General features: G+C 51.6%; 14 protein-coding genes. 7 read left to right on the forward strand and 7 right to left on the reverse strand.

The window, feature by feature from the left end:
- Nucleotides 1-35: 35 nt before the first annotated feature.
- Nucleotides 36-2,663 (reverse strand): DNA topoisomerase IV subunit A, encoded by a 2,628-nt coding sequence (gene parC / locus ACKF11_RS12860; protein ID WP_407997364.1) that lies wholly within the window; start codon nucleotides 2,661-2,663, stop codon nucleotides 36-38.
- A 142-nt stretch (nucleotides 2,664-2,805) separates the two neighbouring features.
- Between parC and ACKF11_RS12865 the strand changes: the two genes are divergently transcribed.
- On the forward strand, nucleotides 2,806-5,169 hold the full coding sequence (locus tag ACKF11_RS12865; RefSeq protein ID WP_407997365.1) for an AAA family ATPase: 2,364 nt from the start codon (nucleotides 2,806-2,808) through the stop codon (nucleotides 5,167-5,169).
- A gap of 148 nt (nucleotides 5,170-5,317) precedes the next feature.
- Nucleotides 5,318-5,602 (forward strand): hypothetical protein, encoded by a 285-nt coding sequence (locus ACKF11_RS12870; protein WP_407997366.1) that lies wholly within the window; start codon nucleotides 5,318-5,320, stop codon nucleotides 5,600-5,602.
- Between the two features lie 78 nt (nucleotides 5,603-5,680).
- Here ACKF11_RS12870 and ACKF11_RS12875 read toward each other — a convergent pair whose 3' ends face one another.
- The 5 genes from ACKF11_RS12875 to ACKF11_RS12895 form a co-directional block, all read right to left on the reverse strand.
- Nucleotides 5,681-7,678 (reverse strand): DNA topoisomerase IV subunit B, encoded by a 1,998-nt coding sequence (locus tag ACKF11_RS12875; RefSeq protein ID WP_407997367.1) that lies wholly within the window; start codon nucleotides 7,676-7,678, stop codon nucleotides 5,681-5,683.
- A gap of 33 nt (nucleotides 7,679-7,711) precedes the next feature.
- Nucleotides 7,712-7,939, reverse strand: coding sequence for a hypothetical protein (locus tag ACKF11_RS12880; protein WP_407997368.1), 228 nt, complete (start codon nucleotides 7,937-7,939; stop codon nucleotides 7,712-7,714).
- Nucleotides 7,936-8,523, reverse strand: coding sequence for a thermonuclease family protein (locus tag ACKF11_RS12885; protein ID WP_407997369.1), 588 nt, complete (start codon nucleotides 8,521-8,523; stop codon nucleotides 7,936-7,938). The genes ACKF11_RS12880 and ACKF11_RS12885 overlap by 4 nt, the downstream gene beginning before the upstream one ends.
- Before the next feature lie 311 nt (nucleotides 8,524-8,834).
- The gene (locus ACKF11_RS12890) at nucleotides 8,835-9,521 is read right to left on the reverse strand and encodes a response regulator transcription factor (RefSeq protein ID WP_407997370.1); all 687 of its coding nucleotides are present in this window, start codon (nucleotides 9,519-9,521) and stop codon (nucleotides 8,835-8,837) included.
- Nucleotides 9,521-11,032, reverse strand: coding sequence for a PAS domain-containing sensor histidine kinase (locus ACKF11_RS12895; RefSeq protein ID WP_407997371.1), 1,512 nt, complete (start codon nucleotides 11,030-11,032; stop codon nucleotides 9,521-9,523). Before ACKF11_RS12895 ends, ACKF11_RS12890 begins: the two co-directional genes overlap by 1 nt.
- A gap of 248 nt (nucleotides 11,033-11,280) precedes the next feature.
- Here ACKF11_RS12895 and ACKF11_RS12900 point away from each other — a divergent pair, with 248 nt between their 5' ends.
- Nucleotides 11,281-12,708, forward strand: a complete 1,428-nt coding sequence (locus tag ACKF11_RS12900) for an AAA family ATPase (protein ID WP_407997372.1) — start codon at nucleotides 11,281-11,283, stop codon at nucleotides 12,706-12,708.
- A gap of 219 nt (nucleotides 12,709-12,927) precedes the next feature.
- Here ACKF11_RS12900 and ACKF11_RS12905 read toward each other — a convergent pair whose 3' ends face one another.
- On the reverse strand, nucleotides 12,928-13,740 hold the full coding sequence (locus ACKF11_RS12905; protein ID WP_407997373.1) for a WYL domain-containing protein: 813 nt from the start codon (nucleotides 13,738-13,740) through the stop codon (nucleotides 12,928-12,930).
- Nucleotides 13,741-13,917: 177 nt separating this feature from the next.
- Here ACKF11_RS12905 and ACKF11_RS12910 point away from each other — a divergent pair, with 177 nt between their 5' ends.
- The 4 genes from ACKF11_RS12910 to ACKF11_RS12925 are packed head-to-tail and all read left to right on the forward strand — an operon-like array spanning nucleotide 13,918 to nucleotide 21,788.
- Nucleotides 13,918-15,306 carry a hypothetical protein gene (locus ACKF11_RS12910; protein WP_407997374.1) on the forward strand — a complete coding sequence of 463 codons (1,389 nt, stop codon included), beginning with the start codon at nucleotides 13,918-13,920 and terminating at the stop codon, nucleotides 15,304-15,306.
- A complete protein-coding gene (locus ACKF11_RS12915) occupies nucleotides 15,303-16,130 on the forward strand; it encodes a hypothetical protein (protein ID WP_407997375.1) in 828 nt (275 codons plus the stop codon). Before ACKF11_RS12910 ends, ACKF11_RS12915 begins: the two co-directional genes overlap by 4 nt.
- A complete protein-coding gene (locus ACKF11_RS12920) occupies nucleotides 16,108-20,661 on the forward strand; it encodes a hypothetical protein (RefSeq protein ID WP_407997376.1) in 4,554 nt (1,517 codons plus the stop codon). Before ACKF11_RS12915 ends, ACKF11_RS12920 begins: the two co-directional genes overlap by 23 nt.
- Nucleotides 20,658-21,788, forward strand: a complete 1,131-nt coding sequence (locus ACKF11_RS12925) for a Wadjet anti-phage system protein JetD domain-containing protein (protein ID WP_407997377.1) — start codon at nucleotides 20,658-20,660, stop codon at nucleotides 21,786-21,788. Before ACKF11_RS12920 ends, ACKF11_RS12925 begins: the two co-directional genes overlap by 4 nt.
- The last annotated feature ends 29 nt before the right edge of the window (nucleotides 21,789-21,817 follow it).

Here is a 21,817-nt window from a genome sequence, read left to right on the forward strand (position 1 = left end):
GCAACGGACAAAGCATATGTCTGTAGGCCGAATGCTCATAGCAGGCTGCCCTTGCGCGCACGCTTTAGGATGTATTTCTGCAATGCCTCACCCTGCAGTACACTTTCTTTCCCGCGTTTGGAGGTAACGGTTACCGCCAGGGGCGATGGATAAATACCGATCTCTGCGATCACATTTCCGTCTGGTATATCCATGATAGTGACGCCCTTGCCACCTGAATTCAGCGTCTTCATTTCATCCAGCCTGAAGATCAGCATCTTGCCCTCGGACGACTTGGCGACCAGGTGATGATCACCAATCTCGGCCGGTACAGGCACGGGTGCATGAATCTTTTCCTTGGCCTCAACCGTCATGAAGGCCTTGCCCGACTTACCGCGCGCCACCAGCCCAGAAAGTTTGGCCATGAAGCCATAGCCATTCTCACCAGCGAACAGGTAGCTGGACTCTAGGTCCCCAGACAGGACATGGGCAATCTTGCCACCTTCCTGCAGGTCCACCAGGCTGGTTACCGGCACGCCGTCTCCCTTGCCCCCAGGCACCTGGGATGCTGGGAAGGAATATGAGCGACCGTTGGTATCAAGCAGGATGATCTGGCTGATTGTTCTTGTCTGCAGCACGACCATCTGGCTATCCGCTGGCTTCCATGTAAGGGCTTCAACATCCACATCGTGGCCCTGCCTGGATCTGATCCAGCCTTGCTTGGATAGGATGATGGTCACCGGCTCATCGGACACCATGGCATTCGTATCGACACGCACGCGCTCAACTGGCTCAATCAGGGTACGGCGATCGTCACCAAACTTTTTGATGTCATCACGGATTTCCTTGATGATTTGGTTGCGCATGGAGGTATCGTTGCCCAGCAGCTCCATCAGGCCAGCAGCTTCCTCACGCAATTGGTTGATCTCGTTTTCGATCTTGAAGCCTTCCAGCCTTGCAAGCTGGCGCAGCCTGATTTCCAGGATATCCTCCGCCTGAACTTCAGACAGCTTGAAAACTGCAATCAGGCTTGCTTTGGGCTCATCAGACTCACGGATGACCCTGATCACCTCTTCAATATTCAAGAAGGCAATCATGCGGCCTTCCAGGATATGGATCCTGGCATTGATCTTGTCCAGAGAGAACTGGGAACGCCTGGTCACTGTTGCAAACCTGAACTGCGCCCATTCGCGCAGGACTTCCACAATCCCCTTTTGCCGCGGGGCGCCATCGAGGCCCAGCGTATTCAGATTGATGGAGAAACCCATTTCCAAATCTGTGTAGGTGAACAGGAAGTTCATCAGTGCTTCTGGATCAATCTTCGATGTCTTTGGCTCCAGCACGATCCGTACTGTGTCACCACTTTCATTACGATAGATATCCAGCATGGCCTGCAGCGCTTGCTTGCGGGTGATTTGCTCCTGTGTCAGGGCTTTTTTGTTCTTGGGGATCTTGGGGTTTGTGATTTCCTCGATCTTGGCCATCACGCTCAGGGGCGATAGCTGATACGGCAGCTCGGTAATGATGATCCGGTACTGGCCACGTGCCAGCTGCTCAACTTCCCAGCGGCAGCGCGCGCGCAGATTGCCCCGGCCGGTTCTGTAAGCCTGGAGCAGATCATTCCTGGATGAAATGACTTGGGCGCCTTCTGGGAAATCAGGACCAGGCACGATTTCCATCATGCTGTTGAAAAGGCTTTCAGTCTGGGCAGGCGTTGGTTCCTGACCATTCAACTTGCCCAGGTCTTTGAGTGCCAGGATGGCAGCCTCGGAAACCTCGCGGAGGTTATGTGGGGGACAGTCACCAGAAATGCCGACCGCAATGCCGGAGTAGCCATTCATCAACAGGAACGGCAAACGGGCTGGCAGCAAAGCAGGCTCATCAAAGGTGCCATCGTAATTCTTGTTGAAATCGACGGTGCCCATATCGATCTCGGACAGCAGCAGCTCAGAGATTGGGGTAAGCCGCATTTCGGTGTAACGCATGGCGGCCGCAGAGTCACCATCTCTGGAACCAAAGTTACCCTGACCATCAATGAGGGGGTAACGTTGAGAGAAGTCCTGGGCCAGCCTGACCGCCGCCTCATAGGCAGCCGAGTCACCATGCGGGTGATACTTACCAATGACATCACCGACCACGCGCGCTGATTTCACATGCTTGGCAGAATGTGTCAGGCCCAGCTGGCGCATTGCGAACAAGATACGGCGGTGGACGGGCTTCTGGCCATCCTGCACATTGGGAATCGCCCTGCCCTTGACCACGGACATGGCATACATCAGGTATTGTGTTTCAGCGTAGGCACCAAGGTTGGCGGTTTCGCCACCTTCACCATCCCGCCCAAAGCCCATCAACTCATCCATTGGAATGAATGGGGGGACAACATCACCCCCAGCAGATGCCACCAGCGCGTTTTGGTCATCATTGCTTTCAGGCTCCATGACTACCTCGGATTCAGGCTCAAGGACTTCCACTGCCACATCACTTTCTTCGCTACCAGCTGCAGCCTCATAGACTGGCTCGATAGTGGAGGCTTCCACAATGGGTTCCTGCGTTGCCTGGGCCTGCGCATTTTCATCATTGTGTTCGACTTGGGTGATTGGCTGATTCGACTCTGCAAGCCCTTCAAAGAGGTCTCCATTATCAATCGGGGTGGTCGTACCTTTTTTCCTGTCAAAAACAGACATGTTGATTACCTAACGTATTGGAATGGGGTGAGTCGACATTGATTATATGGAGACGGCATACCTGTGTCAATCGCGTTTCAAGTATAACATAAGCGATTCGTGATAAAATACTAGCCACTGATTCAAGGTTAAGGAATTCCCAATGGCGGTACTGCAGACGAAGATCAAATCCAAGGTTTTTGAGCGAGGGATGTTTGCCATCTTCCGCCTGGACGACGGGAATTCAATTGCCGGTGAATTGCCAGCCATGAAGGCTGATCACCTCATAGGCGCCCAGGTCAGGCTTGAAGGCGATTGGGAATCGAATAAATTTGGCGACACCTTCAAGTTCACATCCCTGATGCTGGATGAAGATCGCGTGGTGCACTTCCTGAACAAGATGGTGGGCTACATCTCTCGCCCTACGGCTATGGCCATCAATAAAGAGTTTGGCGAGGAAGGCACCTGGGAGGTGCTCAACAACGCGCCTGAGAAGCTCCTCGAATTCAATGGCATTGGCCCCAAGAAGCTGGAGAAGATCAAGGCTTCCTGGGCAGCTGTTAAGCCTATGTGGATGCTTGGCAAGATCCTTACGCCACTAGGTGTCACGCCACGCCAGATCGAGATGATCAACGAACACTTTGGCGACAGGGCTATCGAGACCCTTGAGAAAGACCCTTACGCCATCGTCGCCATCCGCGGCATAGGCTTTAAGGTTGCCGATGAAATTGCAATTAAGGTCGGGGTATCACTTGATAGCCCAATGCGCTTGAAGGCATGTGCCGAATATTCAATACGTGACCTCATGGACAGCACTGGCAACACAGCGCTCAAACCATCCGCTGTGATCGAGAAGATGAAGGCCTGTATTGCCGACACCACGACCCAAGTCAGCGACGACAAGAAATACGAAAGCGCCCTTCTGGATTCACTCAATGCACGTGTGATTTCATTCCTGACTGCTCCTGCTGATAACCACCCTGATCGGATCACCGCAGATGACCCAGTGGCCTTGTGGGGCTCCATTGAAAATGAACTGGTTATCCTGCGCGCCGCCCGCAACCTTGTGATGCGAGGCCCTATCGTGGAAGACATCGAGAAATGGATCACTAACTACGAGGCAAAAGAATGCAAGGGCAAGCCATTTGGAGACCAGCAAAAGGATGCCATCAGGCTCGCCAATCAAATGCCAAGCCTGTTCTCAATCTCAGGCTATGCCGGCACAGGCAAGACCACCACATCCAAGGCCATCCTTAAGCTGATATGCGAGCGTCACAATCCTGATGATATCGCCTGCTGCGCACTGGCCGGGGTGGCAGCCAACCGGATTAAGATGCAAAGCGGCTTTGAAAGCTCAACCATCCATTCACTACTGGGCTGGGATGGTACTGGTGGCTTCGAATTCGATAAGAACAACAAGCTCCCCCATTCCGTTATTCTGCTGGATGAGTCGACCATGAATGATTCATGGCTGCTGGCCCAACTCTTCAGCGCAATCGACTTCAAAAACACCACCTTGATCATGCTCGGAGACCCAGGACAGATCGACCCTGTTGGCCCTGGCCAGCCTTATGCCGACCTGATCAAGTTAGATTTAATCCCCAATGTCACCCTGTCAAAGATCTATCGCACAGAAGAAGGCATGGTCATTCCCGTTGTGGCGGAATCAGTCCGCAATTGCCGCACGCCTGATCTCACTGGCAGTTACAAGGACTTTGGTTACACCAACATCTCGATTGAGGACTACATGCGTAAGCGTCGAGTCATGTCAAAAGACGAGATGGCCAAGCTGCGCGATGAAAACAACATCAAGATCCGTGACAAAACCATGGATATCGCGATCACCCAGCGGGGTGAGATGCGTACAAAGCTACGCAATGGTGACCCTTGGGGCTATATCACCCACCTTCAGGTCATCTCCCCCATGAAGAAGGGCACCATTGGTGTTGCTGAGCTCAACAAGCACCTGCAGCACATCCTGAACCCCACCAGCGGCCAACTGGAAGTCCATAAGGCCAGCTTCAATGAATTCAGGGTTAACGACAAGGTGGTCCACCTGAAGAACAAAGATATGACGACCTTCCCCAAGCACGCCTATAAGGGCTACAGGGACGGTAAGGATATTGATGACGTGGAATCCACGATCAAGGTATTCAATGGCCAGCAAGGCCTGGTCATAGGCGCCACTGATGAAGAGGTCCACGTCTACTTCCCGATTGAGGATTATGTCTGCGTGTATGAGTCAAAGCACATCAACTCGGGCATGCTGGATCTTAGCTACTGTTTGACTACCCATAAAACCCAGGGGTCAGAATATAGCTATGTCGTGCTGCCCACCAGCCTCTCACATTTCAATATGCTTTCTCCCAGGATGCTTTACACTGGCATGACCCGGGCAAAGCAGCGCCTCGATATAGTTGGCCAACTGGAAGCCATCCAGGCGTCTTGCAACCCCAAGATGCTCCGCGATCGGGAAACCTGTATTCAAGAAATTGTGAAGCAAGCTATGAAAATCCCAAAGCCTTAGATTCTGTGCATCCCTACCATTACCAACGGTTTCCAAGATGGCTTATACTACGCATAAAATGAAAACATATTGGACTGCTAAGACAAAATGAAGGTTAGTATGGACCCTGGAGGAAATTACGTAATGTATAGGGAACAGGAGTGCTTAGATGAGTGAGTTTAATTACGAATTGTATGATGCGTTAAGGGCAGTCAATATTCCTGAAGACAAAGCCAAAGCAGCAGTCCAAGCAATAAAAATGGCTGTCGACAAGCGGTATAAAATCCATGAGGAACAGCTTGCTTCAAAAGGTTCTTTGGTCACCATTGATTCAGTAAAATCGGTTATGAGACGTGATCTGGCAGATGCCAAACTTGAAATTTTCAAATGGTCAGTAGTATCTATATTTGTGGCTGTAAGCTTAGCTGCTTTCATAGTGAAAATTATCGGTTAATTTATTACCTGACTATAATCAAACCTTCGATGCAGTGACTCGGCGGTAAATTAACTAATCTCAAGCACCCATTCAATATTATATATCTGCTTCCACTAGGTGACCGCGGGCTTCCATCCAGTTACGGCGCTGCTCAGACTCATTCTTATCCATCAACATGTCAAAAATACGCAAGGTCTTTTCCTTGTCTTTCTCAGTCATCACGACTTTGGCCAGGCGCCTGGTATCAGGACTCAATGTGGTTTCCCAGAGCTGATCCGGATTCATCTCACCCAGACCCTTGAATCGCTGAATGATCAGCTTTTCATAGGCAACACCTTCTTTGGCCAGGCGATCCACAATGGAATTGAGTTCTCGCTCATCGGAAGCATAGATCTTTTGCTCAGGCTTGCTCTTACCGCGCGCTGGGACGTCAATACGGAACAAGGGTGGTATCGCGATATGGACATGACCACGATCAATCAACTGGGGCGCATGGCGCAAGAACATGCCCAATACCAACACCTGGATATGGGAACCATCGATATCCGCATCCGCCAGGATATTGATCTTGCCGTAGCGCAGACCACTGAGATCCGCAGGCTGGCCGTCACGGTGCGGCTCGATGCCTAAGGCAACAAAGATGTCGTGGACCTCGGCGAAACCCAGTACCGTGGCAGTCTCTGACAACCAGGTATTTTTGATCTTGCCCTTCATGGGCAGGATGGCCTGGCGCTCACGATCGCGCGCCATTTTGGCGCTGCCACCAGCGGAGTCACCTTCAACCAGGAAGATTTCAGCTTCCATCGTGCCGCTGAGCTCACAATCAGTCAGCTTGTCTGGCAGCACGGACATGCCCGAGGATTTCTTCTTTTCCACCTTCACCATCGCCTTGGTACGGGTGTTGGCAGAGCGAATAGCCATTTCAGTGATCCGCTTACCGAAATCTGGATTCTGGTTCATCCAGGCTTCCAGGATAGGCGCCACGGTCGACGTCATGACCTTGTGGGTTTCACGATTGGTCAGGGTTTCCTTGGTCTGGCCCTGGAACTGGGGTTCCAGCACCTTGGACGACAGGAAGAAATGCAGGTTGCCCCAGACATCTTCGTGGGACAGCTTGATCTTGTTCGGCATCATGGCGTGGTGCTCAGCAAACGAGCGTACAGCTTCTAGGACACCATTGCGCATGCCGGTTACATGGGTACCACCATTCAGCGTGGGGATCAGGTTCACATAGGATTCGCCCTTGCCACCAGCTTCAGGCCGGAAGGCAATGGCCCACTCGCCACCCTCGCCTTGTTCGGTAAACAAAGACCCTGTGATGATGGGCACAGGCTTCACATCTTCTTCGGTCTCTTCATTTACTAAGGATTCTTCGAGGTATTGCTTCATACCCCCGGGGAATTTCCAACTCTTGACCGTGAATCGCTCAGCACCAGCCTCGATCTCGCGCGCACTATTCTCGATGCGCATCTCAAGCTCAACGCCAGGCAGCATCACCGCCTTGGAACGGACAAGATGCTCAAGCGTCTTGACCGACACCTCAGCACTATCGAAATACTTTGGATCTGGCCAGCAGCGTACGCGCGTGCCGGTGTCGCTCTTGTTGCAACGGCTCTTCACTGACAAGGGGGTGACTACCTCACCATCCTTGAAGGCAATGTAGTGGACTTGGCCACCGCGCCTTACCTCTGCCTCCAGCTTTGTGGAGAGGGCATTGGTCACAGAAACACCCACGCCATGCAGGCCACCGGAAATGCTGTACGCCCCATCGCCAAACTTACCGCCCGAGTGCAGCTCGGTAAAGATCAGCTCAATCGCAGGCTTGTCTTCCACGGAGGAAGTGTCTACAGGAATGCCGCGGCCATTATCTTGGATCTCCACCGAGCCATCGTTGTACATGGTCAGCAATACATTGGTAGCGTAGCCGCCCAGCGCTTCATCACTCGCATTGTCCAAGACTTCCTGCACGATATGTGTGGGAGAGTCTGTCCTGGTGTACATGCCAGGCCGTTTACGTACTGGTTCCAAGCCACGTAGAACGCGTACATCCTCTGCACTATAGGTGCCGGCCTGCTTGTTTGGGGTTGTGGTCATGTCCTGAGTATCCCTGAATATGCTGTTGATTGTTTAACGGGTACCAAAAATTGCGCTCAACGCTTTATGCGCTATGGTGTCTATCAGCGCGAACTTGGCGGCTGTCCACATAAACAGAGCAGCTGCGCTATCGCTGGATGACATTGAGATGCCGAGGGCAGCGCCCAGCAGAAACAAGCTGGCTTTGACGTCTGCCCCGTTCTCACGCGAGATAATGGTGAACCGCTTGGGTGGCGCGGGGTTTTCTTGCTGAGAGCTCATCGACGCACCAGCAGACTGCAGTTGTCGGTGGATTTACCAGGCTTGCTGGATCCCTTGGTCATACGGCGATGATCCCAAGGCATGACAGGATTGTCATCGGCCCACAGGCCCGCCCTGGTCTGGTAAGCATTACTCTCCAGGGGTACGTATTTAACCGCCTCATCGTTTGGCGTGCAGCCATTCTTTTTCCTGCAGATGCGGTAGGCCACGGCCCAGCCGTTGCGCACCAGGGCTTCATTCATGCTGACCTGGCCAACAACGACTTCACCCAGCACGCGCTTATACATGTCGTTGCCCTTGGTGATGACCTGGACACGCTGGTTACAGACCTGGCGTGCCAGGAACATCTTGGATTCCGGACCAAAGCGCTGATCAAGCTCTGGGGCATCTATACCCACCAGCCGGATATTGTGCCTGGCGTTGGAGTCATCGATCAGTGTGACGGTGTCACCATCGTGCACACGGAACACCACGCCACTTAAAACATTGTCTGCAGCGCTAGCAGCTTGAATCATGGCAACTGACAGGGCGGCCACCAAAGTTTTGAATGAGGCGGCCTTTAATGGCTGTTTTGGCTTCAGCATGTGATCCTAACTAAACATTCGGAAATTGCGTTTAATATACCACATTGGCACTATTAAGTCAATTTTCAAGCGCCATTGCCAGGGCTAGAAGTTTTTTGAAAACAGGACGGAGAGTGATGGGTGCAGCCGAAAACCAGCCGCACCAAAAGATCACATAATCATTCACTCAGGCCAACTGGATTTTCCTTGTCGACCTGATTGAAGAGAAATTAAGGGTAATATTGATGTGCTGATTACAGCATGCTAATCAGAGGGTTACATATCGAATAAATGACGCGTCAACCACGCGTAGTTGACGCGTTATTCACGCGTTAATTGCCATTAAGCATCTGGTCACCTGTGATATTGTTGGTGATCGCATAATGCAAAAGCCCGGCCTTTTGTTTGACGCCAAGCTTACGAGACATATTGGATATATGGGTCGAAACAGTCTTGGGACTAATGGAAAGCTTCTGGGCAATTTCCGATGGTGACTGCCTGTCCCCTATCATTCTCAGGATCTCAAATTCGCGCGCGGACAAGCTGGAATGGTTGTCATCATCTACACCTTCTGTCTCCCCAGTAACCTTCGCTGGTTTGGACAACTGGGAATAGATCATTTCGTTGACCTTTTCCGAGAAATACTTGCCGCCATTGTACACGCGTATGATGGACTCAATCAGTACGGCAGCCGGCACAGTTTTGCTCAGGAATCCGCTGGCGCCTAGGCGCAATAACCTGATGGCATAGTGTTCTTCTGGGTAAGTGGAAAAGAAGATGATCTTCAGATCTGGCTTCTTGAGTAATGCAGATTTCATGACCTGAATACCATCCATCTCAGGCATATTGATGTCCATGATAATGACATCAGGTGAATCATCGATAATACTGGCCAGGGCTTCCTTCCCTGTATTGGCTTCGGCTATGACCTCTATCTCTGTAGACTCTGATAGCCGCCTCCTGACACCCTCAATGATCATCGGGTGATCATCCGCGAGTAGCACACGGATTTTTTCCATTATTCCTCCGGTAATTTTACCTGTACTGTTATTGACGTCCCCTTTCCAATGCTGCTGTTGACCATGACGTGCCCTCTGGCACTTCTGGCTCGCTCCAACATGCCAAGCAGGCCAATACCACTACTTTTTAGTTTATGTTGTTTCTGATCAAAACCACATCCATTGTCAGTGATGACCAGGATGAAATTGCCATTACCAATCCATGCATTCACACGCACAAAAGTGGCGGAAGCATGCTTCATGATGTTGTTTAGTGCCTCCTGCACAATGCGGTAGATCTCGATTTTCTGTTGTCCATCCAAGCTAGGTTCGCAGAATATCGTTTCCTCGTAATTGTCCTCAAAGAAGCTCTCATCATCAAGCGTTGTGTCATTCTGACCAACACGATAAATGCCGGACTCATCGTAGAGTATTTTCGAGCGGATCCCGTACTTGAGGGAGAAGTCCATCAGCAGCTGCTCGATCGCCGGAATCAAGCCCATATTGTCAAGCAAGTCCGGCCTCAGACCACGTGAGATTCTCCTGGCCGAACTCAGTACCTGGTCACAATCATTCAGGACACGTTCAAACAGCGATCGCTCATTCTCAGGCACCTGCTCCAGGATATTGCCAAGTTGGATGATGATCCCTGACAGGCCACCTCCAATCTCATCGTGAACGTCCCTGGCTATCTTCTTGCGCTCCGTCTCAATGGTTGTACTCATCCGCTGGTTGAGCGAGCGGAACTTATTGATCGTTTCTTTATTCTCCATCTCATACTTGATCTTGCCTGATAGGTCGCGGGCAATAATCGAGATTCCAGGCTGACCATCATTGTCCAACCTAGACAAGATCAAATCGACTGGGAAACCCGTACCATCGACTTTAGTCATGTACGAGACAGCTTTCACATCAGCTTTAGTGCGTAAGCATTGGTTCATCAGTAATGAAAGCTTGTCGCTATCAAAGTGAGATTTGAGGTTGATCGCTTCTGCTAGCGTGTCATTGGCGTACCCTAGCTTTTCTAGAGCTACGGAGTTGGCGAAAACGATGCTACTAATGTCTGGATGAAGAATGAGCATCAAGTCATTCTTCCTAAGTATCTGCGATTTAACAGGCCGACTGACCTGTTTCATCTCTATCAGGGATATCTGAGCACCCAGCTCGCTGCACGCTTTAATAATTGGCCAGGTGGTTTCAAGCGTTGGCTCTGTCTCATTGGTACACGCAATGACAGAGAATGAGGAACGACCAGCTGCGACCGGGAAGGAAATTGCAGGGATGCCAAACAAAACCCCCGGTCCGGGATTGTTAACATTGTAGGAAAGAGCTTCGGCTCGCTCTATGCTGCGCAGGTCTCTGGATGAGGCCACGATACCGCGGTTAACTGTAAAACTACCTGGCACAGCCTCCCGAATGACAATGGCTAGGCCAGTTTCACTTGCAACCTGCAGGCAGAAATACCTGCATACATCTTCGATTGACGACTCCTCAAGCATCACTGAGCCAGTCATATTGCCTTTTGAATGCATAAATCTCACTGCGATACCTGAAACTGGATCTCCGCCCGATTTTTTTGTGGCAAAAAAAGTAGTAAAAACGAACTTTCTCCGAGAATAATAGGAATTTTCCTAGGGAGTATCAACCCTTCCTTAGAAAATAATACGAATCTGTATAGTCAATTTTCAGATTTTCTCCGATTGGCAGACCCCTGCAGACGGTGCATTATTCGCACATCGGCACTTATCAAACCGAATAACCAGCTGAAAGACATAAAATAATGACTACAGATTTGACAATGGGGAAACAACTAAGCCACCTGATTGCTAGCCAAAGGCTACTGTACAACGTATCCATGCTCACGCCTAATTCCGACACCAATGAGATCATGAATACAATTACCAGGGTACGCCAGTTACATAAGGAAGGTGCTGATCTGGATTTCGTTGCTCAGGATGACGACATGACCGTTTTAGGACATGCAGTTTTGCGTAGAATGGAACCCATTGTTAACGTGCTTGCTCATTTGGGCTGCAACATGGATATGCCCATCAAAAATAAGCATCCATTGCTATACGCTGGTATGATTGATCCAGGTTTTATGAAAGTTTTAGTAGACAACGGATCAGGTGTTAATTTGGATTCAAACAAAAAAACTACATTGATTGAAGATGTCCGATTAAATGTCGGGGAAGAGTCAGCTGACCAGCTACATCTGGCACTTCTTGGCTATGAAGAAGAGCAAAACCCCCAGCATGCAATGGAACATGTTCTCTTTGATTTTACGCGTGCCCGTGAAGAAGAAATGAAGGAGCGCAACGAAAAGCGCAAGCACTACCTAAAGCTTCTCACAGCCAGCACCCCATTCCGTAGTTATTCCGCTACACCGAGCTCAGAAGCCCTGGATTCACTGTACGAACGTTTCCCCAACTTCCATGAAGTTCTGGATCACGTGAACAGGCAGATCTGCCTGGCCAGGTTGTCGGAAAAATCAGTATTCACCATGGCCCCAATCCTGTTGCATGGCGCACCTGGTATCGGCAAGACACGCTTCATCCGCGAGCTGTCCATTGTCCTGGGCATTGAGTTCAACAAGATCTCCTGCGGCAGCTTGACTGCAGGCTGGGTGATCAGTGGCAGCTCCACCAGCTGGGAAGAAGGTCGACCAGGTCACGTCCTGACATCATTGCGTGATGGCAAGACTGCCAACCCCATCATCATGCTGGATGAGATCGACAAAATGCGCCAGGACGGCAAATACACACCGTTTGGCGCCCTGTATGACCTGCTGGAAGATTCCACAGCGGCATCGTTCGTTGATGAGTCGATCGCACTACCTATCGATGCCTCCAAGGTGAGCTGGGTGGCCACGGCCAATGAGGTGGATTCCGTTCCCCAGGCCATCCTGTCACGCATGCATTTGATCGAGGTTGAGACACCAACACCAGAACAGATGGTTGCCACGATCGCTTCCATCATGACTGACATCATCAAGGAAAATGAATACAGCTGGGGATCCAGGTTCAGCCCCAACCTGGCGGACGATGTCGTTGGCATGCTGATTGACTATAGCCCTCGCGATATCCGCAACATGATCAAGGATGCCATGGGCGAGGCTGCAGCCAGCCGTGATGAAGCGATCTACGACCTCAAGGAAAGTGACTTTGTCACCCTTCGTAAGCGTAGGCGCGGTCCAGGCTTCGTGTAAGCCGGCAGGCACCCTGATTCACCAGTTGCACTAACTGTTAACTAATCAATGGCAGGATTGATGCGGCACTTTCTACTTTGAGCGCCAAAGTGATTGCTCTATAGGAACCTTTCCCCTTGGGTGCGGACGGGTCGACGACCTTGCGTGGACAAAACGAAGAAATACACGAGCGTCAGCGCTTGAGAGCATGGTCTAGCCTGTAATTTGGATAGCATAACGTTACGACGCTGGCTTAATTTTCACGATTATCACTTGTTGTGCCGCAGGAGATTTCTCCGCATCATCATCAAGACCAAGTCGCCGTTTTAGATAAAAAAGCAAAGACTTCCGCAAACGGATATCGGTTCTCCCTTGCATCATGGAGTAGTCTCGCTCGATGATTTTATGCTGCTCTGCTGTCAGCGCCGGGTTCGGTGCAATAGTGACTTTGATAAACTCATTCCATTCCATATCGGCTGTAGCCGATATGGCTGACACCTGCTCATCACGAATATCCATGATTCTACCTAGCACAAAATCACGGAACTCCTTCTTGGCATAGCAGTAGGCGCGAACATGCCATCGCATGCCATCCGAAGCCAAGCTGTGTGGTGCAATTCTTCGCCAGTTTGGGTTTGGGCTACTTAATGATTGGTAGTAGATTTCTACAGAAAGCCCCTCCCTCATGCTCTTGAGAAGCTGTCGTAACGCACTGCTGTCAACGCGGCGCTCAGGCGCGGGAAGGATGTCGAAGGATGGTGTCGCACCTATCAAACCAGGGATGCTTTGATTTTCACCACTGATTGCTAAAGCCGTAAGCTGGGATAAGTACCCCTCGGCACGATCTGAAATAAAAATTGGCTTGAAAGTCGGCGTTGGAAAGTAGTGCCTCAGCCGTTTGTCGTAATCCATATTACCGGGCGCACGTTCCATGTACTCGCGGAAATCCAGGGTGGATTGAGGCACAGAGATTCCAAACGTTTGAATGAGGTCGCTGCGATTGACGTGTCCCTCCCAAAGAAGGCGAAACTCTATGAATTGGAGTCGCTGCATGGCACTCCAAACTAAATCTCGTACTTGTTGGCTCTTAGTTTGCATACATCAATAATACCACACATGAATAAATAATATGTTGACCTAGTTATTATTTTTATTCGATAATGGACGAAAATTTATTTGGGCATAATAACTGTGCTCATTGGAACCTGGATATTTAAGAAGATTTAAAGAGTGGCACTGAACATCCAAGCTAACGAACTTCCTCATGACATCCGTCTAATTGCAGCGGTGTCACGCTTGATCGATCTTCATCAAAGTCGACGGGAAGGTGGGGGGGCATACGTTCCTGATGTGCCTGAAAAAGCCGGATATTACCTGGCTCTCGCCTTGATCCTGATGGATTGCCTCAAAGAACTCGAGCTCGAGCGCGGAATCGGTGCGGTGCCGTTTACTTTGCTGGCCGGATCGATTCGCAATAGGGTGCCTTCGATATCTAGCGAAGACATTGAGTATTGCATTAAAAACCTGAAGAGCGAGCGCGAGATCCATTACGGCGTTGAAAGCGGTGACGGGTCAATCGACCTTGCCAGAACCTGGGATACGACGCCATTGCTGATGGTGGCAGATGGGTTCAACCAGGTTGGGCTGACAGAAAATGCCCGCCTGCTCATGCGCATATCATCTGTGCGCGAAAGCTGGCTTTACAGTGATCTAGATGCGGACCGTTTAATCAAAGCCATCGAGCGCGGTCAATTCAATGACATCCCGGCATTTTGCAGGGCGATGACGCTGGACCTGGCGACCAAGAGCAAACAAATTTCATCCGTACTAGAGCGGCCGGCACTATCAGAATTGCGTGAGTTGCTCTTGCGTGAAGGCATTGTCATTACAGATTCCCTGATTGCGGCTACGGACACCATCAAAAGTGCCATCGAACTTATTTTTGACGAAAGAACCCGATCTGCATTCGCAATCTGGGCCGAACGGGAAAGGCCGGACTTTGCCCTCGGCAACCTGCAGGCCGATCTTGAGTTGGTACTGCAGAACGTCGAATCTCTTTCGCGGCGGTTCGTGAATTTTATCGACTCCGCTCAGCGGGTACGGCAACAAGGGGCTGAGCGTATCCGCTTTATCGATCTGGCTGACTATCTTGTTCGCAATGCAAAGCCGGAAGATGGAAAACGTCTGGAATTGCTGTTCAATCGTATTCTGCCCGCTGGTATAGACTCGTCATGCTTTCACCCCGCACTCATGGTTGGATCGGTCGAATTCCGGGAGAAAGAGTCATCCACGGAAGTATCAGGCTACACCGTCGATCCGCATTCTGCGGCACCACAATCCCGCTTTGGTGAGTTCATAGCTCGCAATCGCCAACGGATTGTTACCAGGCTGGCCGAGGGCCCTGCACTCCTCAGCGAGATATTGGGCATGGGTGGCTACGACCTGCTGCCAGATGAATCTATCCTCGATCTGTTCGGAGTTTACACGACCCCTGGTGCTCTGGATGACGATGCCGTCATGATCAGCGTTGGCTTGAGCGACGGGATACTAATAATTGAACACGATGATCACGTCATCACTGGGACGGATCCAATCATGATGCTGGAGAATTCTGCATGACACCAAGGGATATGGGCTTTGTTTTTGGCCTGCTGATGAAATACCGTGAGATCTATGGTAACCCGCCGGACCGACCGTTGCGTGAGGGTGAGTTAGAAGCTGCACGCATGCTCTCTGGCAGCACCCAGTCAGACCTTCGCGAGCTGGATGAATTCCTCTCGTCCCAAGGGTTCACGCTGTATATCCGTGATGCCTTTGAATTCGGTATCCCTGCCAAGAGTGGCCGGCCAAATATGGTTTATGTGATTACCAGAAAGCGCGGTGAGGATCTCGCGCCATACCTGAATTCGGGCTGGTTCATCGACCAGATGCGCGACCGCCGGAGCACGGCGACCAAGGCCGAACTTGTATTCTGGGTCACAAGGCTATGGCTGACGCTTCAATGGTTCTTTTACCAGCGCATTGACCGTATGCCAAGCGAGGTAAGCAGTTACCGAGATGCCCTGGTGTCCGAAACGCTGTTTATCCAAAGCGTATCTCAGGGGATTGAACGTCTGGGTAACGAGGGGCGCCCTGAAGGTGAGTCCGGAGTCATGTGGGACTCTCTCTGGGAAGGGAAGAAAAGCATTCCCGGCTATGTGACGAGATTCCTGAAGGTCATGGAAACGGCAGGAATGATCGAGCCGGCCGGCAACCCTGGCGAATATCGCCAGACCCTGCTTGCGGCCATCGACATGGCAGCCATCGCGGAAGATGAGTTGGCGTATCTTATGCCGTCCAGCTCATTTGATAGCATCGACAAGAGAAGCGTTGAGCTTCTGGTGGGCGAAGCGAACGAACAAGATATGGAAGGTGGCTCTTATGCCGTTGATACAGCGCATTGAAGTTTCAAATTTGATGAACAGCAAACGCGAGGAGCCATGGCGTCCAGACTGGCCGCATCAGGTCTTCGAGCTGAACGGTGAAAACACCGCCATGAACATCCCCAACGGCAAAGGCAAGAGCACGCTAGTCATGTCGATCCTTGCCATGTTGAGGGGCCACAAGTCCCTGAACGACATTCGAATGCGCCACTATGCGCCTCGACGTACCGGGCGTTATACGCACATCCGCATCCAGGTGCTGGTTTCGCTGCCGGGTGAGGATAGTAACGACTTAATCGCTCAAGCCGGCGGCAGCCTCGCTGGCAGCCCTATGGTGTTTGGCCTATACGGTAACAGCGGTGAGAATGAACGTGTCAACTTCTACGCTTATCGAGGTACCTTCGATGACTGCAAGATCGCTACTGTGCATCAGCTGCGTCACGACCTGGTGAGCGACAAGGACTTCCTCGATCAATTGCGAGCGCGGCCCGGGGTATTCCGGGACTCGACAATCAAGGAATGGGTGGCTTACCTCGACGATTTTTTCGATATGTCTAACCTGCAGCAGCAGCTCGTCTACCAGCTTGCGCGCGGCGCTGAAGGTGACAGCAATTACTTCGAGGTGAAGCGACTCCCCGGCCGTAACGACGCAGCATCCATCTTTTACGAGCGCTTGGCCCCGGAACTGCTCTCCGAGGTTATGGGACAGCTTGGCGAAGAGGGCGAAAACGGAATTGAGGACACCATTCACGAGAAGGTCAGTCGTCTGATCGTCGCCAAACGCAACACGGCGAAGAAGGCAGAAATACTCCGGCGTACATCGAATACGGTGAAGGAGTTGGAAGATGCGCTAAAGAAGGGGGCGGCGTTCCTCGAGGCCAAAGACTCTTACGATGCACACCGAGCCGAATTTGAAACAGAAGTAGCCGCGATCCGGAGCGTACTGGTCGACAATCCCATCCCAGGCGTTCCGCTTGCGCCACCGGAGCATCTATCTGTGCTGGCCAGATCAATGGTGATGCAGGGGGGCGCATGGTATATGCCAGATAGCGTGATGGGGGAATTTACTGGTGAAGAGCCAAAGCGGGTGAATGAGCGTGCGCGGGATCGGAATGGGATCGATCTTACGCCAGCGTCGCGTTTGCAAGTTATTGATTTTAATTGCGACCTTAAGGTTTCAAAACGTACGAGAGGACATGCAAACCAACTCTACACTAGAGACAACGCCATCGCCTTGTTGAACGTGACCACTACTTTCACCAAAAACTGGACGCGCGATAAGGCCATTGAGGCTGTTACAGAGGCATTCGACTGGGTAGATGCACATGCCGACACCAACCCGGCTCGCGTACTATTCAAGCAGCGAGCTGCAGAGCTTGGACAAAAGAAAGAGGCGCGTGAGGCTTTCAGTATGAAGGTGACTGATTATTACGCCGAGCGTGACAAGCTCCGTGAAGAGCAGCAAACGATTGGAGAAAGTCAGGCAGCCTATCGCGAGATGAGTAATAGCTCCCTGTTCACCTTAGAGGAGCTTGCCAACCCGAACGTCACCGGCGAACGCGTAGTTCAAGAGGCGTCCGGGGCATCTGCGGCGCTAAACGCGCACAAGGATGCGACCCGCGAGTTGAAGGATGTCTATGCTTTGTGGCAACAGTTCGAGCAAGAGTATGGACAGGCTGAGCCCCCGTCGCAGGTGGCGGCACGCCTGGTTGCTGACGAGAAATCAGAGAAAGACGGGCTGAGCCACATCAAGGGGAAAATCCTTGAATTGCGGGGCCAGCGCCAGGGGCTGAAATCATCCTTGGACAAGGCGATTGCTGCACAGAAGATTGCTGACGGGCAACTGGATAAGCTTAAGCATCTGCAGCCAGGCTTGTTGACGTACAAAACCATCTTCGGCGAAGAAAACCCGGTCGGGCTGGAAGCCAAGGTCACGCGCGAACATCGCGAAGCTGTAGATCGTAAGCATGGGATCGGCATCGAGCGTTCCAAGATGTCTTCCGCCCTTTCCGCACTTGCGGAATTCCGGTTGTCCTATGATGACGCAGATCCGTCGGTATGGATCGCTGGGCGCCTGGCCGCATGGGAGGCCAAGGGCATTGAAATTACGGGATTGAAACTTCAACGTGCTGACGCAGAACAACGTCGGAAGGATCTCGACAAGGCTGCGGTGGCGCCTGGCCGTATTGCTCGTGAAGCGGCCGCTGTCGCCGGCGGTAATGCGATGCCATTGCATGAGGCGATTGGCAGCATAAATCTATCCTCCGATCGCAAGGAGAAGGCGCTGACGTTATTTTCTTCGCTGCTCCATGCCCCGGTATACCAAACGTTGGACGAAGCTGCCCAGGCGGCCAGAAACCTCGCCGACAATGATCTTGAGTCGCCCGTGTTCATCCTTGGTGAACTCGATGAATTCTGCAACAGCGACAATATTCTGCTTGACGCCAATGTGGCGCACACATGGCTTGTGGGCGTCCGTACGAGACCCGTGGATTGCTTGCTGGATATTTCCCTCGTGGAGCGAGAAAAGGCCATAGAGGAAGCGCGCATTACCGCTCTCGGGCTGAAGATCAAATCCCTTGAGGATGAGCGCAATCGACTCTCCGCAGACCATGTGGATGCCAAACACGCGCCCGGTGCGGCCACAGCGGTCGTTAATGGGTTTGAAAAACTGGATACCCAGTTTGTTGCCGAGTTGAATGACATTGAAGCGCGATTGCCGCGGCTGGCGGAGCGTGCTTCCGATAACGCCCGTGCAGCAATCAAATCACGCATTGAACTGGATGCACTCTTGTCCGGAAATGTGACTGAGCAGAGCCTGATTGACGCATCCGCTGAAGCAGGCAAGGTGACAGGGGCCGCAAAGGATGCGTACGACGCGAACGAACAACGCATCTCTGACATGGAAATGGACCAATCCAAGGCCGAAGATACGTGGAGTGCGGCATTCAAGCTTGCGCAGAATGCCCCAGTCCTCCTCAAAATTCAGGCGTTTGTCGATCACCCCTCCATGAACCCGCGTTTCATGGCAACGGCGGGCGAGGTCGAGGCGGCGCTTGATGAAGCTGCCCAAAAGGCAGAAAAGCGCACGAGATTCCGTTTCGCGCTGGCTCATAATTTCATCCATGGAGAGCACTCCCGTCCGCAGGAGATCGAGGAGCGCATCAAGTTCATTGGTGATGAGATCAAAGAAATTCAGGACAAGCTCATTCCGGCCCTTGATGCCGACATTGAGCGTCTACAGCAGGAAAGCATTGACATACAGACGCAGGCGGGCGAAATCGACGATCTAGTTCGGACTCTGATCAGGAAATACCGTGAATTTATGGCCGACCAAGATGCGCAGGACGCTCCGTCTCCGGACAAGCTTCTTAGCCATCCTGTCGTCAGCCTTGCCGAGTTAGTGCGACAGGAAACCGATCTTACCGAGCGCGTGGCTCTCTTGCTGGACCTTGCGTCCGACCTGGACGTCGTAGATTCCTCCGTTATTAGCAAGAAAATGCGGGAATCCAAGCAAGCGTACAGTGAAGCAAAGTCGGTGCTGGCGTCGCACATCGACCTCACGCTGATTAAGCCTGACCTAGACCTGTCCGAGCATGTCAGGATTGAGTTGGTTCGCGGCAAGGAAGACGTCTCCGTGCTGGCACACATCTACAAGGTCACGAAAGAGAATTACGATAAAAATAGTGCTGCCAATGCCACCGCGCAGACCTTCCTCGACAAGGAATGGGGCGATGTCAGCGACTGGCTGCATAAATTCACCCTGCGCCTGCCTGACAACCTTCGCATCATGAAGTCTATCTTCTCGCCGCAGCGAGATGGGGCGACGGGCACCGTAATCCGCGCCGGGTTCGACATTTCAGCGAAACTCGCCGACTTGCAGGACATCAAGGCAACGCTGGACGAAATTGTGCTGATGGTTGAAAACTACGAAAAGAACAGCGATGTCATCAATCAGTTCGACCAAGGGGTACGGGACAAGACCATCGCCGACCTTCGCCGCGAGATCAGGAACAACTTCTACCAGAAAGTGATCCTTGATCCTAGTATCCACGTCTGCATGCCTTCGATTAGCCAGAAACCGCTGCTACTAGAGAAGAATATGGTCAGCACCGGTCAGGGTATCGCGATGACGCTGCTCTGGATCGTTAAGATGGCCAATTACGTCTCTGAACGCGAATTGAACCGTAAAACAACTAACCAGGCCCACCTGAAACGTATCAAGGCTAATAAAACGCAGTTTGCCATTATCGATGGCGCGTTTTCTAGCCTTTCGAAAAAAGAGTTAATCGATGACGCACTGAATAGTGTCGCCCAGACACGTGGGAATTTCCAGCTCATCATCACTGGGCATGACGAGAATTACCAGAATAATTTCCAATACTTTCCCTCTTTGGTTGTGGCGCGGGAGATCGGCGGCAAGTTCATGTATGCAGACAGTACAACGAAGCGCATGGTAGATCCCAGTTCAGTTGGATCGCATTATGGCGCCATGGGCTTGATGAGCCTGCACAGGACACCAAAGGTCAAGCCTGACGAGGCGACAACATGACTTTCGGCATCCCAATCGAGGCGGTAAAGTCTGCGATCATCAAGAAAATGGATGGCAAGATTTTCCTGATGCCTAAGGGACTGATCGGCAGCCTGGCAAAAGAATCTGGGGAAGATCCGCTGGCTGTTAAGCAGGCCTTGGCCAGATTGTCCAAAGATGGCTGGATTGATGGCGTATCTTTCGATGGGACGCCTTTCGGTCAGGTCAAAATTCTTGGCGTCGTGCCGACGAAACAAGTGAACCCCTTAGAAGAGTTGTGGCTTGATGCTCTACGCAGTGAATCCTTAAGCAATGATGAGATCAAGTCATTGTCTGCCTGCTGGACGAGTTTGGATGGATTCTGCCAGAGCGACTTACGTGCCATCGCGAGCGGCCTTAAACGGCTAAAGCAAGACCAGTCGTCACTGGCCGGCACGCCGGCATACATCATCAGCGCCAGATACTTTCTGGGTTCATCTAAGCTGCTTGGCGAGATTTCGGATAGAGTCCTTTCAGCTTTTGGTATAGCATCTGATCGCTTTCCTGGTCATCCACCTTATGTCGTGGTTGGTGGGTGCGCCACCCCGGAGACTGTCGTGCTGGTCGAGAACCCTGCATCATTCGAGTTGGCCATGTCTACAGAGGCAGCAAAGAGGTGCGCTTTCATCGCCACTTATGGCTTCGGTCTAAGCAAAGCTAATAACGAATATGGCAACCAGCTTGCCGGCTTGGTGGAGTCCCACTTCTCAGGCGCGATCACACTGGTTCGGGAGGGTTCATCCTGCCCACCAGTGCGTGATTTGTTCAGGTCAGCGAATATAACCTTCTGGGGTGATCTGGACACAGCGGGAATTCAGATTTATCTACGTTTAAAGCAGCGATTACCCAAACTTGAATTAAGTGCCTTATATCGCCCAATGATTGATATGTTGGATAATCCGTTGTTTTCACACCCCTACGTTACAGCAACTGGCAAGCGTGGGCAGTGCGATATGAAAGCCTCTTGTTCTAGCAATGAAGAGGTTGCTGTTGAGTTATTGAGACGCTGTCGCACTCGGGGTGTCGATCAAGAATGTTTGCTTCCAAATGATATTTCGAGACTCGCGGCTGATCGGTTACAAATACCCCGTGCCCCTACCGAGGCATAGCCATATTTTTTAAAATTACTACTCACGGT

Source organism: Methylobacillus draconifructus, assembly GCF_045984385.1.
GTDB classification, from domain to species: Bacteria; Pseudomonadota; Gammaproteobacteria; order Burkholderiales; family Methylophilaceae; genus Methylobacillus; species Methylobacillus flagellatus_A.